General features: G+C 55.6%; 12 protein-coding genes. All 12 read right to left on the bottom strand.

Annotated features, from left to right (window positions below; genetic code table 11):
- Positions 1-40: 40 nt before the first annotated feature.
- Complete coding sequence (locus tag J4772_RS05140; RefSeq protein WP_116058581.1) at positions 41-1,666, bottom strand: extracellular solute-binding protein; 1,626 nt, start codon at positions 1,664-1,666, stop codon at positions 41-43.
- A 79-nt stretch (positions 1,667-1,745) separates the two neighbouring features.
- A complete protein-coding gene (locus J4772_RS05145; RefSeq protein ID WP_116058916.1) occupies positions 1,746-2,648 on the bottom strand; it encodes a carbohydrate ABC transporter permease in 903 nt (300 codons plus the stop codon).
- A gap of 2 nt (positions 2,649-2,650) precedes the next feature.
- Positions 2,651-3,613, bottom strand: a complete 963-nt coding sequence (locus J4772_RS05150) for an ABC transporter permease (protein WP_247741025.1) — start codon at positions 3,611-3,613, stop codon at positions 2,651-2,653.
- Positions 3,614-3,890: 277 nt separating this feature from the next.
- The gene (locus tag J4772_RS05155) at positions 3,891-6,935 is read right to left on the bottom strand and encodes an alpha-L-rhamnosidase-related protein (RefSeq protein ID WP_209074402.1); all 3,045 of its coding nucleotides are present in this window, start codon (positions 6,933-6,935) and stop codon (positions 3,891-3,893) included.
- A 14-nt stretch (positions 6,936-6,949) separates the two neighbouring features.
- On the bottom strand, positions 6,950-7,921 hold the full coding sequence (locus tag J4772_RS05160) for a DUF4434 domain-containing protein (RefSeq protein WP_209074403.1): 972 nt from the start codon (positions 7,919-7,921) through the stop codon (positions 6,950-6,952).
- A 16-nt stretch (positions 7,922-7,937) separates the two neighbouring features.
- The gene (locus J4772_RS05165) at positions 7,938-8,684 is read right to left on the bottom strand and encodes a ThuA domain-containing protein (protein ID WP_209074404.1); all 747 of its coding nucleotides are present in this window, start codon (positions 8,682-8,684) and stop codon (positions 7,938-7,940) included.
- A gap of 29 nt (positions 8,685-8,713) precedes the next feature.
- On the bottom strand, positions 8,714-10,144 hold the full coding sequence (locus J4772_RS05170) for a sialate O-acetylesterase (RefSeq protein WP_209074405.1): 1,431 nt from the start codon (positions 10,142-10,144) through the stop codon (positions 8,714-8,716).
- Between the two features lie 50 nt (positions 10,145-10,194).
- Positions 10,195-11,079, bottom strand: coding sequence for a carbohydrate ABC transporter permease (locus J4772_RS05175; protein WP_209074406.1), 885 nt, complete (start codon positions 11,077-11,079; stop codon positions 10,195-10,197).
- 23 nt (positions 11,080-11,102) lie between these two features.
- Positions 11,103-12,002 (bottom strand): ABC transporter permease, encoded by a 900-nt coding sequence (locus J4772_RS05180; RefSeq protein WP_209074407.1) that lies wholly within the window; start codon positions 12,000-12,002, stop codon positions 11,103-11,105.
- Positions 12,003-12,023: 21 nt separating this feature from the next.
- Entirely contained in the window at positions 12,024-13,763 is a 1,740-nt protein-coding gene (locus tag J4772_RS05185; RefSeq protein WP_209074408.1) for an extracellular solute-binding protein, read from the bottom strand.
- Between the two features lie 105 nt (positions 13,764-13,868).
- Positions 13,869-15,557: a response regulator transcription factor gene (locus J4772_RS05190; protein WP_209074409.1), complete on the bottom strand. Its 1,689-nt coding sequence runs from the start codon at positions 15,555-15,557 to the stop codon at positions 13,869-13,871.
- A gap of 6 nt (positions 15,558-15,563) precedes the next feature.
- The gene (locus J4772_RS05195; protein WP_209074410.1) at positions 15,564-17,306 is read right to left on the bottom strand and encodes a sensor histidine kinase; all 1,743 of its coding nucleotides are present in this window, start codon (positions 17,304-17,306) and stop codon (positions 15,564-15,566) included.
- Positions 17,307-17,320 lie beyond the last annotated feature (14 nt).

Raw genomic sequence — 17,320 nt, forward strand, 5'->3', positions numbered from 1 at the left:
GTTCCCCCTTCGTCCGATTGCGGCTGCTCCCAGTCTTCGATTAGAAGCTGCCTTTGTTCTCCTCGTACCATTGCTGGGCGATTTCTTGCGCTTTCGCGCCGCCGAGGCGATCCCATTCCTTGCGAATCTCGCCGATCGCCCATTCTCCCGTATACTTGGCGCCCTGCGTCACCGCCGTCGCTCTCGTCTCCCGGATAAACTTATCCAGCGTCGCGCGAATCTCGTTGATTTCGTCAAAGCTCGGCTGGTACGGAATGTCCCGGCGGAATTCGTTTTTAAGCGTCAGCTTCAACGATTCCACCTTAAGCGCGGCAATGCGCTGGGACAGCTCGTCATCCGCGGCCATGACCATCAAATCCTCCGCCTTGACGACCTGATCGCGCACGACGGCATACTCGCCTGCGTACAGTACCTCTTTGTTGAATTTATCCTCGTCCAGCCGCTTCGGCACGCCGTCGACCAGCTTGTAGTGCACGCCCTCTTCCCCGTAGGCCAGCGTGTACCAGCCTTTGTCGATGAGCCAATCCAAATATTCGATCGCCGCTTTCGGATTTTTCATCTCTTTGTTAAACGCGACGAGAATGTTCGGAGAAGATTCCTGATAAGCGCCGTATTTACCGTACTTCGATGCCACCATCTCCAGCGGCTCAGGCTTGGCGTTTGGCACGTTGGCCAGCATATCCTGAATCATAATGTCGTTGGCGCCGTTGCCCCATTGGCCCAAATAGATGCCCGCTTTGCCCGTCGTCCACAGCTGGGCCGCCCGTTGATTGTTATTGTCGGTAAAATATTCCCGATCCACGAGCCCCAGATCGTACACCTGCTTCTCCAGTGCGATGACATCTGCAAAACGGTCCAACGTCGCGCCGTACTGCATCTTGCCGTCCTCCAGGTACCAGAGGAAATTCATCGCTCCGAACATCGCCGCATAGATGTCGGCGGTCGTGTGGCCGACGATCGGAGTGCTGTCGGGATAGCGCTGCTTAAACGCCTTGGCGACTTCGACCAGTTCCTCGACCGTCGTCGGACGCTCCAGCTTCAGCTCGTCGAGCCAATCTTGCCGAATCCACATTCCGTGGTTGGCGATGGCGGTAATCGGACGCTTCGCGGTTACGGCGTAGATCTCGCCATTAAAAGTCATGTGAGGCAGTAAGTCGGGATTTTCCTGTAAATATTTTTTGTAGGACGTGCTGTATTTCTCAATGTAATCTCCGATCGGCTGGATGACGCCCTGAGTGACCAACTTTCCGATGTAGGCGCGATCGTACTCCCATACCATATCCGGCGCCTGGCCGGACGCGAACAGAACGTTCAGCGAGTCCTGGGCCTGATTGCGCGGCACAGGAACGATCGTCACGTCGATACCGGATTGTTCGCGAATCCACTTCACCCAGCGATTGTCCTCGTACGTGCCTTCGTCGCTAGATACTTGACCGCGGTCGAACGTCGAGATGCTGATCTTTCTGGGCGCGTTCGCATACGGATCGTCGGATGCCGATTGCGTCGCTGCAGCCGTTGGACTGCCGCTGCTCTGCTCCGGCTTGGCGCTTGCGCCTCCCTCACCGTTATTCCCGCTTGAACAAGCGGATGCCAGCAGCGTCGCCAGCACAACCATAATCAACGCGAAACTCCCCTTGAACTTATTACTGCTTCTGTTCTGTTGCATGTTCGCCCTCCTAGTTTTTTTATTATATCAAAATGCGTTTGATTGACGCATTCGGATATCCATGTTACGTTTTCTCGTCCTACCCCTTGACGGAGCCAAGCAGTACGCCCTTGATGAAATGCTTCTGCAAAAACGGATAGACGCACAGAATGGGCAGGATGGCGAAGACGACGGCCGCGGCACGAATACTTTCCGGCGTGATGACCGCCTGCGTGACCCCTTCGCCGCGCAGCAGCTCCGAGCTAACCAGATCGATCATCTGGTACAGCTTTACCATCAGCGACATTTTGTTCGTGCTGCGAATGTAGATGAGCACGTTCATATAGGAATTCCACCAGCCGACCGCGTAAAACAGCGTTAAGGCGGCGATAACCGGCTTGGATAAAGGCAGGATAATACGCGTCAAAATCGTGAACTCGCCGGCTCCGTCGATGGATGCGGACTCTTCAAGCTCCTCCGGAAGCCCTTCCAGAAACGCCTTCATCACGAACATGTTGTAGGCGCTGATTAGAGCGGGCAGCCAGAGCGCCCAGTACGTATTGACAAGACCGAGGCTGTTCACGAGCAGGAAATTCGGGATGAGCCCGCCGCTGAACAGCATCGTGAACAGAATCGCCATCAGCATGAGGCCCCGGCCCTTGAGCCGAGCTTTGGACAGCGGGTACGCCGCCATAATCGTAAACAGCATGTTGAGCGCCGTTCCGACAACGGTAATCAGCACCGTGTTCTGCATCGCGACGATCAGTTGGCCGTCCCGAATCAGATTGTGGTATGCATCGAAGTTGAGTTCGACCGGCCACATGAACACTTCCCCGGCGTTGATCGCCCGGCTGCTGCTCAGCGACGTGGCAATCACGTTCACGAAAGGAAACAGCGTGGCATAGGCGCACAGCGCGAGAAGCAGGTTATTCAGCCATCTGGCGAGCGAGCCTCGACGGCTTCGCCTTGCGGATGCGGAAGGTCCGCCCTTGTGTTTTGCCATCGTTACCATAGGCCTCGCTCTCCCATCGCTTTAATGATGCGGTTGACCGACACGATCAGAATGAGGGCGATCAGCGACTGGAACAGGCCGAGCGCTGTCGTGTAGCTATATTGCAGATTGACGAGTCCCCTCGTGTAGACGAATGTGCTGATCACTTCCGCCACGCTCGTCACGGCGTCGTTGCGCAGCGTGTACACCTGCTCGAAACCGACGTCCATCATTTTGCCGACCTGAAGAATGAGCAGAATCGCGATCGTACTGCGGATGCCCGGCAGTGTGACGTGCCAGATTTGTCTCCGCTTGCTCGCTCCGTCGATCTTGGCCGCCTCGTACAGCGTCGGGTCGATCGCGGACATCGCCGCCAAGTACAAAATCGTGCCGAAGCCCGCTTCCTTCCAAATGCCCGAGACGATAAAGCTGACCGGCCACCAAAACTTGTCGGCCATAAAGTAGATCGGCTCTAAGCCGAACGCCTTCAGCAGCGAATTCACAAAGCCGGTCGAGGGCGACAACAGCGCGATCACGATGCTGCCCAGTGCGACCCACGAGATGAAGTGAGGAATGTAGAGCAGATTCTGCAGCGTGCGCTTGTACCATTCAGCCCGCACCTCGTTCAGCAGAATGGCCAGGATGATCGGAACGGGAAAAGCAAATACGAGATGGTACAAATTCAGCAGCAGCGTGTTCCTCAGCACGACGTAGAAGTCGCGGCTGGCGAACAGCTTCTCGAACTGCCCGAAGCCAACCCAACTGCTGCCCCATATGCCGTCGGACAGTCGATAGTTTTTGAACGCGATAATTTCCCCCGCCATCGGCGCGTATTTAAATAGAATCAAATAGATCGCGACCGGAACGAGCATCGCATATAGAAAGCGGTTACGGGAAAAATGCTTCCGAAAACCGGGCGCTCGCCCTGCGAGCTTTCCAACGGGCTGCTTCGTCGTCGGCATCGTGTTCGTCGTCATAAGCTTCTCCTTTCTCTCCGGTATGCCGGGAGGGTTTGTCGTTGTCTTGGCCTGAGCCTATCACGGGGCGCTCCCTCGGCGAAACGGACACTTTTTGCGGGGCTACGCCATCCTTCCGAGAAGGACCCTTCTTTTTTTGTGGCAACACTCCTTTTCGCGGATTTGCATACGAAAAAACGCCGTTTCCCTGCGGTTTGCAAGGAAAACGGCGTTTTGCTCCTTATCATATGTTACTGGATATTCCTATTGTCTCGGCACAGCGTCACCAACAGTTAAGCTATGAATCGGCGCAGACTCGCGTCGCTCGGCCCCCTTGCAGGGGAATCATCCAACAGCCGTTCCGAACATAGGCGCCGATTGCGGTCTGGCCGTCGATCGCGATCGATCCCACCCGGTGAGCTTCCATGGGCAACCGAAGCCATCCGGTAATGCCTTCGGGCAGTCGCACCTTTGCTCGGAACGAATGCTCCGAAACTTCTATCCGCACGGCAACGGCGCCTTTGACGGTCATGACTTGGCAATCGGCCCAACGCAAATCTCCCAGCTTCGGAGAAATCTCAAGGCTATGGGAAGACGAATCGAGCTCCCCGATCCCGACGATGCCATGCGGCAGGAAGTAAGCCGGAGCCACGCTCCAGCCGTGGCAATAGCTTCGCGTAGGGTAACCCGGCGCCCATCTGCCGGGGAGATCCTCCCAGCAAGTCGTGCTGCCCGCGTCCGCCATATAGCCCCAAGTTGTACGGACCTCGTTCAGAAGAGGAGCGATGAGACCCGCCTTTTGCAGCGCTTGGAGCTTAAAGAATCGCATGAACGGCGTAGCCGAGCGCACCGTATCGGTCACCTCTCCCCTGAAGTAAGGCAGAAGGGCCGAACGCCGCTGCGGGAGCGCAACGTCGTTCAGATAGCATACGATCTGCGTCTGCTCGCTCGCCGTAGCGCTAAGCACTCCGTTGTCGTGCAGACAATCCGCGAACGCTTGCTTGGATTCGTCCCACAGATGAGCGTTGATTTTTTCACAGATGGCGTCCGCGATGCCCAGGAAAATTTCCGCATCGTTCTCCCTTCCAAGCCGGGCGGCCATCTGTCCGGTTTGGCGGCAGCTCTCGGCATACCAGGCGTTCACATGCGTGACAATCGCAGATGAAGGAGCATCGATAGCCGCCCAATCCAGCAAGTTCCAGTATGGAGAGCGCAGCAGACCCGTCGACTCGTCCGTCAGATGCTCGCGATAATAAAGCGCTTGTTGGCGCAAAGAAGGATATATCCGTTCGGCAAACTCTCCGTATCCGCCTCTTCGCGCATGATTCGCGCAGGCGAGCGCCCATAAGAGACTCCAGGTGGACAACACGTTTTCCCATCCGCTCGGCACTTGCGACTCCACCACGGGGGAGCGGTTCAATGACTCCGCGGCAAGCAACAGGCACCTTTCGATAAGGCGCTCGGCGCCGAACAACGATGATGTCGCCAACGACATGACATAAGCATCCCCGACCCAAAACGCCTGCTCGTACGTCGGACAATCCACGAATACGTCGTCGCTGCACAAACGGGCCGTCCAACGGCTCATCTCGAAAATGCGATTCAATCTTTCGTCGTCGCAGCGGAATCTGCCGATTGCCGGTGCAGGGTATGTTCGGAGGAGACAACGAACGTACTTCAGCTTGATATATTCTTGAAACCCGGATAGCTGAACGACCAAATATCTGAAGCTGCGCTGAGTCAACGACCGATAGGTTTGCCAGCCTTCCCTGCACCGATAACGCATCGTGTTGTGCATCGAATCCATATGAACCGGTTCTTCGCCGCTATAGGCTTCGAAGCCGTAGAAATCGACAATCGCGCCGTGCCGGCCGTAAATTTCGAACTCGATCAAGCCGGACGTCATTTTCTCGAATTCCAGCACCAGTCGAACCGCTTCCCCTGCGGGCGGAGCCGCAATGACGGTACAATCGCCGTTACGGGTGCAGCAGTTATGCCCGGATGAGGCCAATTCGCCATAGTGCCGATCGGACGAGCCGCCAATATCAACAGCAGCGGAATGCCGCAAGCGCAGGAAGACGTTGTCGGCATGCATCGCGGCAGATGAAATATTCAACCATCTGCCATCCGCAGCCTTCTGCCACTGGGTCCAGTCCGCCGCCGCAGTTAAAGCTTCGAAGATCGCCTCGCGCACATCCGCATGCCCCTCGATCCGGTAAAAAGCAAACCCGCTATCGGGGATATCCGGAAGACGAGGGATAAGCTCGCTGCGCGCTGTATTGTCCAACTCTTCAGCTGAATCGAATTGTCCGACAATCTCCGGTGCCGCCTGGAAAGTGAATTCGTGCGCCAAGCCATCGAACCAGAAGAGCAGCAGGTTTTCGCCCGGCTGCAGCCGAACGTCATAGTGAAACAGGCCGCTCCAGTGGCTTCCGGAATCGTCGACCGGCTGTAGAACCTGACCGTTAACAGCCATGCGCGTGTTCAATCCGGACGTTCTATCCTGAAAATGGAAACGGACAGAGACGAAACGAGCGACGTTCAGCGTAGTAGCCAGCAAACCGTGAGCGAAGTGCAGATTGGCGTCCCGCGCCTCCGCGCCCGACAGCAGCAAGCTCCTGAGATCCACGCTCCAAGCGGGAAGCGGAAGCCGTACAATCGACGCTCCCGCGAGGCTTATCGGATACATCTCCTCGCCGGTAAGATGCGGGATATCTCGGGGGCGGACGGCAGGCAGTTCATCCGACTCCACGGCATGTCTCCATAGCGAGCCGGCTTCGCGAATCAGCGTCTCATCGCCGTTCTCATCGCTTGGAAGCTTCCAGCCGACCGGCTCCAGGCAAGCGTCGAAATGCTCCGCGAAGGCTTGCTGGATCGAGATGCGAGGCGTCAGCTCCATCAGCGCAGAGTGAAGCCCGCACACCCACGAGGCATCGCTCGCGACGGACCATTCTCCGTCCGCTTCCCCTCCATGCAGCCTCGCGGCAAAGCCCGGATTGTCCGACGGGACGTACTGAAAGGTTGCCACATCCAGCGTCTGCAGCAATACGGCAATGACGTTGGCGCCTTGGCGAAGATAAGGAGATACATCGTAAGTATCGTAAAAGTAAGCTTGCGGCCAACCTCTAATAGGACCTTGTCCGATCCACTCTCCGTTCACCCATACGGTATACCGGTAGTCTGCAGTAATATGCAGCAGACTGTCGTCGCGTCTTTCCGGACATACGAAAGTTTTGCGAAAACAGAACCAAGCATTGCTGCGGAGACGTTCCGCGCTCTCCCCGCCGTGACTGATCCATCGGGCTCCCGCTAGGTCGCGGACGGCCGATCGGGCATCGAACATCTGGAAACCTCCCGCTATTTGCCGGCCTGCGAAGCGGCCGCCATCTTATTCAACTTGCGAAATTGTCGTTCGTACGGCCTCGCCCCCGTCTTGCCCGAGCAAGGGCTGACAAATTGTTGGTAGCCCCAGCTTACGAGTTGACTGCAGTAGCGGCTGGCGAGCGCCATCTTTGCTTCCAGCTTGGCGATCGGCACCTGAATCCATCGGGCATCTTGGAATCCCGGACCGTTCGCTCCGAGTTCTCCTCGGAATGCCTTTAATTCTTCGTAATTGGCTACGGCGATTTCCGCAAGCTCGACGTTCCCCCACAATTCAACGCCATTAGCAACGCACGCTCGCCTTACGGCGGCGAAATAGGGCTCGCGTTCGTCAAGGTCGAAGAAGGCTCCGTGCTCCGCGCCGGAATCCTGGAGGAGCAGCGAGTCGAGAGTAACTTCCCGGAATATGTCATTCCAGAACGATTCATAGACGGAAGGCTCCGCATAGGGATAGCCGAGCACCTCCCTGCGGTCGGTCACGAAAAACGGAGACAGCACCACTCTGCATCCCGGAGTAAGCTCCCGGCACCACTCCGCGACCTCCTTCCACAGCGCCAGGCAGTATTCCCGTTCCCGACCTTCGACGACATAAATCTCGTTGCCCAAATAGTACCCCGCCATAGAAGCATATCGGTTGTATTTAGCGCTCAAATGCTCCAAGATCGCACGGCTTTCCGGCAAGTCGACCGATAAATCCCAATGCTCATGCCAATCCTCTCTGGCCATCACTTCCAAATAGACGGTCATCTTTCTGTAGGCGGCTTCCCGCATGATGACCTCGATTGGATCGAATGCGGCCGCTTCCCGCGGATAATCCGGATGAAGCAGCGGTCCGTTGATCCAAAGAAGGTCGAATCCAGCAGCCTTTTGCGCATCCAGTTCCTTCTCGATGCGCTTGGCGTCGAACGATTTATCTACGTAATAAAGCGAACCTCTTATCGGAAGCATATTTCCCGGCATCTCCTTAATCTTGGCCGCCCGATACAGGTCGGCTTCTAATCGGCTCGAGAGAAACCGGAATCTCTTGGTAAATCGGCTTCGTTCCCGCCGACGGAGCCGCCCATCTGACCGCATTCGCGATCACCTTCAAAATTTCGGCGTTATGATAGGTCGGGTACGTCTCGTGTCCCGGCCTGAAATAAAAGATTTTACCGAGCCCTCTGCGGTAGGTACAGCCGCTGCGGAACACCTCGCCGCCTTCGAACCAGCTGACGAAGATCAATTCGTCCGGCGCGGGAATATCGAAATGCTCGCCGTACATCTCCTCCCGTTCCAGCTCGATCGAGGCCCCCAGTCCCTCCGCGATCGGGTGCGACGGGTCGATTACCCACAGCCGTTCCTTCTCGTCGGCAATGCGCCATGACAGGGCGCAGCCGGTCCCCATCAGCTTGCGGAATATTTTGGAGAAGTGCCCGGAGTGAAGCACGATCAGCCCCATTCCGTCCAACACCCTTTGATGCACGCGTTCGACGATTGCGTCGTCCACTTGCTCGTGCAGCAGGTGTCCCCACCAGATAAGCACGTCCGTTTCCGCGAGTACGCTTTCGCTTAAACCGTGCTCATCCTGGTCCTGAGTCGCCGTCTCAGCTTGTATCCCATTGCCCGCGATACCGGCGGCGATCGCCTTGTGGATGCCTTCCGGATAGATTTCGCGGACTCGAGAGTTGATTTTCTCATGCGAATATTCATTCCATACCGTTACTTTAATCATCGGTTATACACCTTCCTTGACGGTTTCGGTCAATCGAGCGGATAACGGAATACCGGCGCCGCCAGATCGGCGCTGTCCCGCAAATTGCACACGGGATTCAACCCCAATCCGTAGCCGAGCACGCTCCTCCGGGGCACGGGACGGGCAAAGGTCAATATGACGACGCTTCCGTCTCGCTTATCCCGCCGGCACTCCGCAATCGGTACGTTTTCGTCGCCATTTGCGACCTGAAAGCCTTGAATCTGCTTGCCTGGCATCAGTCTTCCGTTTACCTGCTCGAACGCGACGTAAAGCTTTGTCCTGTCGGCATCGGCGAAGCGGCAGTCGATCGGTCTCGGCCCTCGGGCACAGGTCTCATCCCCGAAGCAAAAGCCTCTCGCCAATACGGCAAAGCGTCTGCCCAGCCGCTTCAGCGACGACGTATCCAGGTGAATCGCGTCGGCCAACGACAGATCGTTCGTCGATACGAGCGCGGAGCCGGCAATTTCGGCTTCTACGAAAGCTTGATCGAGCTGGATGTCGTTCCAATGCGGAAAAGCTGCCGCGTCTCCGAGCCAGGTGTTCAATTGTGCGTACAAGATCGGTAACGAAGGCTGCCCGATATCGGCTCGCAGCGCCGCGACGAAGCGAAGAAAACGCTTCTTGAAAGCCGCTGCTTGAGCTCGGTCGGCGGCGTCGGATTCGCCTTGGTACCACAATACGGCTTTCACCCTGCCTCCGGTCGCCACAAGCCTTCGCATCATCGAGCCATAGAAGGAGTCCGAAATCATGGACGACTCGATCGGCAACTCCCGTTTAGCGCCGGCCGGAGGCTCCCACTGCTTCATGCTCGTGCCGCCGTGCGCACACATGATCAAGCCGACGGGAACGCCGTTGTACTTGTACATTTCCTTGCCGAAGCGAATGCCGAGTCCCGCGCCGAAGCGGCGAAAATACCGTTCCATTTTTGCCTCATCCGCCCGGCGCTCCCTCGGCGCTCGCCAATGGACCGCATCCACCGCTTCGTTAAACCAGCACAGCGGATCCTTGGCCACGCCCCAACGATCGTCCAAATAGAAGCATCTTACCGCCCGAGACGGTCTCTCGGGGTCGAACAGCTTGCCGACGCCTTCCATATTCGACTGTCCGGCCAGCAGGTACAGATCCCCTACGGCAACATGAGGTATTGTCGTACTGAAGCCCGCAGCTCCTTCCGCAATGACAACCAGCTTGTAATTGCCTGCGGGCACCTTCTCGAATGTCCCTTGGTGAATTTCCCCGTCACGGTGCAATTGCATCGTTCGCTCGGCGTCACCGGGCCGCGACGGTTCGGGAAGAAGCGCGCACGTAATCGTCCCGGTCTCGCCGCGGCCGGTCTTCACCTTCAGCTTCAACGCTATATCCGCGCATCCCGTTTCATCCCGTTGATAGACGCGGTAGGCCGTAGGACCGTCAATCCATTCCCAGTCGATCGGCTTCATCCCCCGTCATCTCCTTACGATCGGTTCCCCGCGCCGTCCGACGGCACGGTTCATTCTTTGACGCTGCCCAGCACGATCCCCTTCACGAAATACTTTTGCAGGAACGGATACAACACCAAAATCGGCAAAGCGCCCAGGAAAATTTGCGCGGCCTTCATCGTTCGATCGGATACGTCGCTTAACTCCTTCATCTCCTGCAAAGTCACGTTGCTCAGGTCCCGCTGAATGATGATCGTCTGCAGGTAGCTTGACAGGGGATAATTGTGCCGGCTGTTCATATAGATCAAACCGTCGAACCAGGAATTCCAATGACCGACGATCGTGAGCAGCGCGATAGTCGCAAGGGCCGGCAGCGACAGAGGGGCATAGATGGACCATAGAGCCTTCCAGTGGCCCGCTCCGTCGATAAACGAAGCTTCCTCGAGCTCCTTGGGCAGTCCGCGAAAAAAATTGATGAGCAAAATAACGCTAAACACGGGGACGGCCCCCGGAATGACCAATGCCCAGATGCTATCCAGCAAATGCGTATATTTGATCGTCATGTAAGTCGGAATAAGTCCGCCGTTAAACAGCATCGTGAATACGAAAAGCCACACCATCCAGGTTCGCGCCCGGAAAGATTTCGTCTCCTTGGACAACGGGTAAGCGGTTAGAAGCACAAGCAGCATATTGACCGCTATCCCCAGCCCCACCCGTTGAAGCGTAACGAAGAACGCCTCCAGAAAAGCCGGATTGCTCGCCACGAATCGGTAGGACTTCAAAGTGAAATCGACCGGCCATAAGTTGACCTGCCCGGCCGTCGCGGCGGCGCTCGAGCTTAAGGAAACGGCTAATACATGCACGAGCGGCAAAATGCACAGCAGCGACAACGCCGACAAAAAGAAGTAATTCGAAACGATAAACGTCTGGCGGCTCGGCGTGCGTTGACCTTTCATCCTCTTGCTCTCCTCTCGTTGCGTTAGAAGATCCGGTAATTGGCGAATCGATAAGCGAGCCAATAGGACACCGAGATCAGGACGAAAGAAACGACCGACTTGAACAGGCCTATGGCCGTAGCCAAGCTGTACTGCGCGTCGACAAGACCGATCCGATAGATCATCGTATCCAGAATATCTCCGGTTTCATAGACGATCGGGCTGTACAGATTAAAAATCTGATCGAACCCCGCGTTTAACACGTTGCCCAGACTTAAAGTCGCGAGCAAAATAATGATCGGCACGATGCCCGGAATCGTCACGTTCCACGTCATCTTCCATCTGGACGCTCCGTCGATTGCGGCCGCTTCGTACAAGGTCGGGTTAATGCCCGTCAAGGCGGCGAAAAACACGATCGTTCCGAATCCGAACTCCTTCCAAATATCGGTTACGACAATAATGAACCGGAACCAGGAATTATCGGCGAGGAAAAAAACCGGCTTTCCTCCGAACGCTGTAACGATCCCGTTCACGATACCCTCGGACGGCGACAAAATATCGACGAGAATGCCGCCCAATATGACCCAGGACAAAAAGTGGGGCAAATAGATCATCGTCTGAACGCTTCGCTTGAAGCCGCTTCTGGTCACTTCGTTGAGCAGCAGCGCCACGACTAGCGGAACGATAAGTCCGAGAATCATTTTCATGACCGCGATAATTACCGTATTCCACAGCACACGGAACGTATCCGGCAGCTTCACGATATACTCGAAGTTGTCCATGCCCGCCCACTCGGAGCTAAAGAAGCCTTTAGCCGGAATAAAATGCTGGAAAGCGATGCCGATGCCCGCCATCGGCACGTAGCAGTAAATCAGAATAATCGTCAATCCCGGAACGAGCATGAGATACAGCGGCACTTCCCGTCGCAGCTTTCCCGAGATCATCCTCCAACCTCCTCCCGTGCGTCACTGAGAGGCCGCATACCACTCGTTGACTTCCGCCGTAATTTGATCTCCGCCCAGTTGCTTCCACTGTGCCACGAATTTGTCGAACTCGTCGATCGAGGCGGCGCCCATAATAATCTTGGTGAACGTCTCCAGCTCCAGCTTGTCGAGAATCGCCTGCTTCTGCACCATCGTCTTGGTCGGAGGCCCGCCGTAGAGCGACGATTTATAATGGTTGCCGGCAATATAGCCGTCCACGACTTCCATCGTTTTCATGAAGGAATATTGAACCCAATACTTCGGATCCTTGGTCTCGATATATTTCATGATTTCGTCGTAGGTTGCGGCTTGATCCGGCTTCAGCTTGGAGGAATCCTTCGCCTCAACGGCCGCGCGAATCGTTGCCGCGGAGTTCATGTTAGCCGTAACGAAAGCGGAATTGATCAGCGCCATGTTGATGATTTCAATGCCGTCCTCCGACTTGCCGTACTTCAAGTTGCTCTCGACCGTGACGGTTTGCGGAGCAAGCTTCTCCAGATAGAGATTGGCCATCTTGATAATCGCTTCCGGATTCGCCGAGCCCTTCTTCACAACGTACCACTGGTTCAACGGGAAGTAATAAGACAGCTTCAACGGCTGACCGTCCGCCGTCGGAATCGGATAAGCGACCCAATTCGCCGTCGGATCCTTCTGCACGGCTTCGCCAAGCGGCCAGTTCATCGCCCATCCGTAGCCGAAATACATTCCCGCCTTGCCTCCGGTAATGCCCTCCAACGCTTTGGCGGTATCCTTGACGCCGAATTCCGGATCGACAATGCCCGCTTTGTACAGCTCTTGCAGCTTGGCCAGCGCCGACTTCACTTCCGGCTGAATGCTTCCGTAGGCCAACCCATCCCCGGAAGGGTCCTTGATCCACATGTACTGTTTCCAGGCCACGTTGGACGGATTCCCCTGATAGGCGTTGAAGAAGCCTTGCAGATCGGGATATCCGTTAATGTCCTTGCTGATCGGAATACCGTACGTATCCTTCTTGCTGTTCCCGTCCGGGTCTTGCTCCGTGAACGCTTGGGCGATGTTCAGGACGTCGTCCCACGTCTTCGGCTCTGGAAGGCTGAGCTTATCCAGCCAGTCCTGGCGAACCCAAAGCACTTCGCTTCCGGAATAGTCGCCGCTGCCCGTCACGGGGAGCGCCATTAGCTTGCCGTTAACCGTAGAAGCGCCCAGGCCGACATCGCCGTATTCCGCGATCGCTTCCTTCAACAGCGGCGAGGCGTACTTCTCGTACGCTTCCGTCAAGTCCTCGAGCTGATCCGCCTCAACGAGCTGCTTCAGCGTTTTCGCGTCGACCGCGAACGTATCCGGCAAGTCGCCCGATGCGATCGAGAGGTTAAGCTTCTGATAGTACTGGTCGGAGGTGCCCGTCGTAATCCAGTCGTATTTCAGCTTGATGCCGAGCTCTTCCTCGTAAGCTCTCGTCCACGTGTTGACGTTTTCGTTGTCCCCTTCGATAAATTTCGTCCCCTGGTTATAATTGCGAACGGACGTAATTTCGATCGGCGTATCGTACTTGCCAAGCGGATTCGGCGACTCGCTTGCCTCCGATGTCGCCCCCGGCTCAGCCGCTGTCGAGGAAGCGGAGGGCGAACTCGAGGCCGAGGGCGTCCCTGTCGAAGCCGGGTTGTTCGAGCTGCAGGCCGTCATGACGAGCGATAACGTCATGATTACAGCGCTTGCTGTCAATGCGATTTTGCTTGTCTTCATGTCATGTCCCCCAAAAGATTGATCTGGAAGTTCGCGTTGCTCTTCCTGTATTCAGCATAAAAGAAAAAGAGCCGGCGAAACGACTCTAAAGATTCTACTTCTCACTCACTTTTCTTGTCGGTCGTAACCGAGCCGACGCTCCTGCGACTCTCTGAACTCTTGCGGAGTCAAACCTGTCGCCTTCTTGAAATACCGGTAAAAATAACGATCGTTCTCAAACCCGAGCAGCTTGGCGATCTCCTGGATTTTGAAGCGGGATTGGCCCAGCATTTCCTTCGCCTTGCCAATTCGGATCTCATGGATATAATCCGAAAGGTTCGTCTGAGTGATGTTCTTGTATAAGCGGGAAACATAGGCGGAGCTATGGCCTACGACTTCGCCGATTCTGGTGAGCGACACATCTCCCGCAATATTCATCTGCACGTAATGGTGGATTTGCTGCACTACATCATTTTCCTGCTGCTGCCTTCCGGCGGACTTGTATTGGAAAATCCGTTCCGCGACTTCCGCGTAGTACTCCGCCGTATCCGGCCAAGGTGCGGCGTTTCCAAGCGAGGCCAGTCGTCCGACGTCCACTGTTTTCCCCAGCTCGTCCCACAGGCTCCACTTGTTCAGGAAGCGTACGAACAGCAGGCCGAATGCGTATTTTAATTCCAGCGTCAGCGACTCTGCGGCGGCAGGCAGGGAGGAAACGATTGCGACGATTTGCGGAAACTCTTGAAAAAATTGATACCGCTGTCCATTCTCCAAATATTCCGCAAGCAATTCGATTCGACGGATTTGCAAACGGCTTCTGTATGTCCAGTTGTCTGCATCCCCGCGGTGCGTCTCTTCGCGTTCCGGTTCAATCAGCAGAAGCTCCTGCCCCATGCCGAGACCATGGCTTGACAGCAGCTTAAGCCGGTCGAACTTCTCTCCTGCGCGGCGCCACTCCGCCGCCTTGCCTGCCACCGTAACCGATAGCGGCAATTTCAGCAGGCTTTTGCACGTTCGCTGAACGCTCTCCATCATGCCGTGCACGAACCGAATCGCGCGATTCCACTCCCCTGCCGAGGGTTGGGCTCCGTCGGGCAGCGGCTTGGGCTGCATAAGCCAGATGAGCCGGGTTCTTTCATACGGTACCGTCACCAGATTGACGGACTCGGCGAAGTACTCTTCCACGATATTCTGAATGGCGAATAACAGCGGGGCACGATCGTAGTTGCTCCGGTATCCGTTCCAATCGTCCACTCTCCCGATCGCGATAAGAACGTCCATATTGCAGTCCAGCGGAATTTCCAGTGCTTTAAACTGCTCCAAGTCCTGTGCGGACGAGGCGCTCTCCTGAAGCAGGTCCAGCAGATGCTGTCTTTGCAGCGTCGGCAGAGCCAGCTTCAGACGACGCTTCGCCTGCTCGACCAGGATGTCCTGCCGAAGCTCCGCTTCAATGTCGGCGATGATTCGTTCCACCGCTTCGAGCAGCGCTTCGTCTCCCTCAGTCTTAAGCAAATATTGACATGCGCCGTTTCTCATCGCGTCCTGAATGTAGTCGAATTCGCTGTAGCCCGTCAGAAAAACGACCCTGCACCGCGGCCATCGCTCCGCGATTTCCTTCTGCAGCTCCAAGCCGCTCATCTCCGGCATACGGATATCCGACACGACGATATCGATTTTTGTCCGTTCCAGCCAGTTCAAAGCCTCTTCGCCGTTATACGCTCGGTATGCCTCCAAGTCGAGCTGGCATTCCTGAGTAAAAAGCTCGTACAACCCGTCTACGACATGACGTTCGTTATCTACCAGAAGCAATCGGTACATGTAGATTTATCCTTCTTTCCGGTAAGGAATATGTAGAGTGACCCGCAAGCCGCCGCTGTCTCCCCGAGCCAGGCACAATCCTCCCGATTCTCCGAATCTGAGCCGAAGGCGCTTGTGCACGTTGATGATGCCTGTCGTCTCGGTGAAATCCTCGGTCAGCATCAAGCTTTTCAATTCCGATAGCTTTCGATCGGTCAGATTATTGCCGTTGTCTTCGATGTCGATAATTAAGCAGTCTTTCTCCCGCTCGAAGACGATATGGAGCCGGCCGTTGTCCTTCCGCTCCTCCAAACCGTATTGGAACGCGTTCTCGATAAGGGGCTGCAGAATCATTCGCGGGACGGCAATCGTCTTGCAATCCTCCGGAACAGCTTGCCAGATCACCTCGATCTGGCCCTGGAAGCGGATCATTTGAATTTCAACATAGGATTTGGCGTGGTCGATCTCCTTCTCCAGGGAAACCTCGTCCATTCCCGTTCTCGTCAGAAAATGGTAATACTTGCTGAGATGCTGCGTCATCTTTACGACATTGCCCAGATCCTCCGCTTTGGCCATGCGATACAAGGCGTAAAAGCTATTGTACAGAAAATGAGGATTGATCTGGGATTGCAGCTGTTTTAATTCCGCTCGCTGATTGCGAATTTGCTGCTCGTACACCTCGTGAATCAGCACCCTGAGGCGGTTGACCATTGTATTGAACTGATTATACAAGTAGCGGAATTCGTCGAACTTGCGATAATGCACGTTAACGCCCAGATCGCCGTGCTCGACTCTCCGGAACGCGCGAACCAACTGCCGCAGCGGACGATGGATAATTCGATACAGCCAATAGGAGAAGCCGACAATAACCGCCAATGAAAATGCGGACAGAACCCACATTAGAACTTTATAGACATTTAGCGGATTGAGAATTTGCCGTTCGGGATAATAGAGCAGCAATATAGCTCCGAGCGCCGGAGACCGCTCGTAGGTGATTAAGTAGGAGGTGCCTTCCAGCTTTATTTTCGCTTGTCCGCGTCCTGAGGAATCGTAAGCGAAAGAGGGCAGTTTCGCGGCCAGCGCCTCGTCCAATCCGGATTTTGCCCCGCCATCCACGATCCAAGAGCCGTCATCGGCCAGAAGCGCGGCTCCGCTGCCTTCCATGCCGGCTATCTGGTCTAGCGAATCGTTGATCTGCCGTTCCGAAAGCTCGACGGCAATGAGAAACACCGGCGCAACCTCGTCGTCATCGCTTTCAGGGTATGCGCTGCTTAAGTAGAGACGATCGTCCCAGCGGATAAGCGGGGATCTGGTTTTACGCGACAAAGCGTCCACCTTCTCCCGGGGCATCGGCGTTTCATCATACCGGGTGGAATGAATAATTTTTCCGATCAAGGGAACGTCAACGCTCGCTTCGTTAACGTAAAGATTGGAGTTTTTCAGCAGCTCGAGCTTTTTCTCGATTCGCAGAAAAGCGTTCGTCCGATCGAGCACGGGCATAAAATGGGCCATATTGCTTATCTTCTGGAAATCGTCGTCGAACAAATACTCTCTCTGCAGCGCTTCGATGCGGTTCATTTCGGCTTGAAACGAGCTCAAGTAGAAATGAACGTTCGATTGCATCGCGCCCCGAATTTCCTCGCGCATGTTGCCCGCCGCAGACTGATTGATGATTAGGCTGACCGCGAACACCGGAATGACAACGATCAGAAAGGTAAAGACGATCTTCGGATAGATGGACAGCCGTTGCGGATTCCAGATTGCGTTCATAAGCGAATACCTCC

Source organism: Cohnella sp. LGH, assembly GCF_017671885.1.
GTDB lineage: Bacteria > Bacillota > Bacilli > Paenibacillales > Paenibacillaceae > Cohnella > Cohnella phaseoli.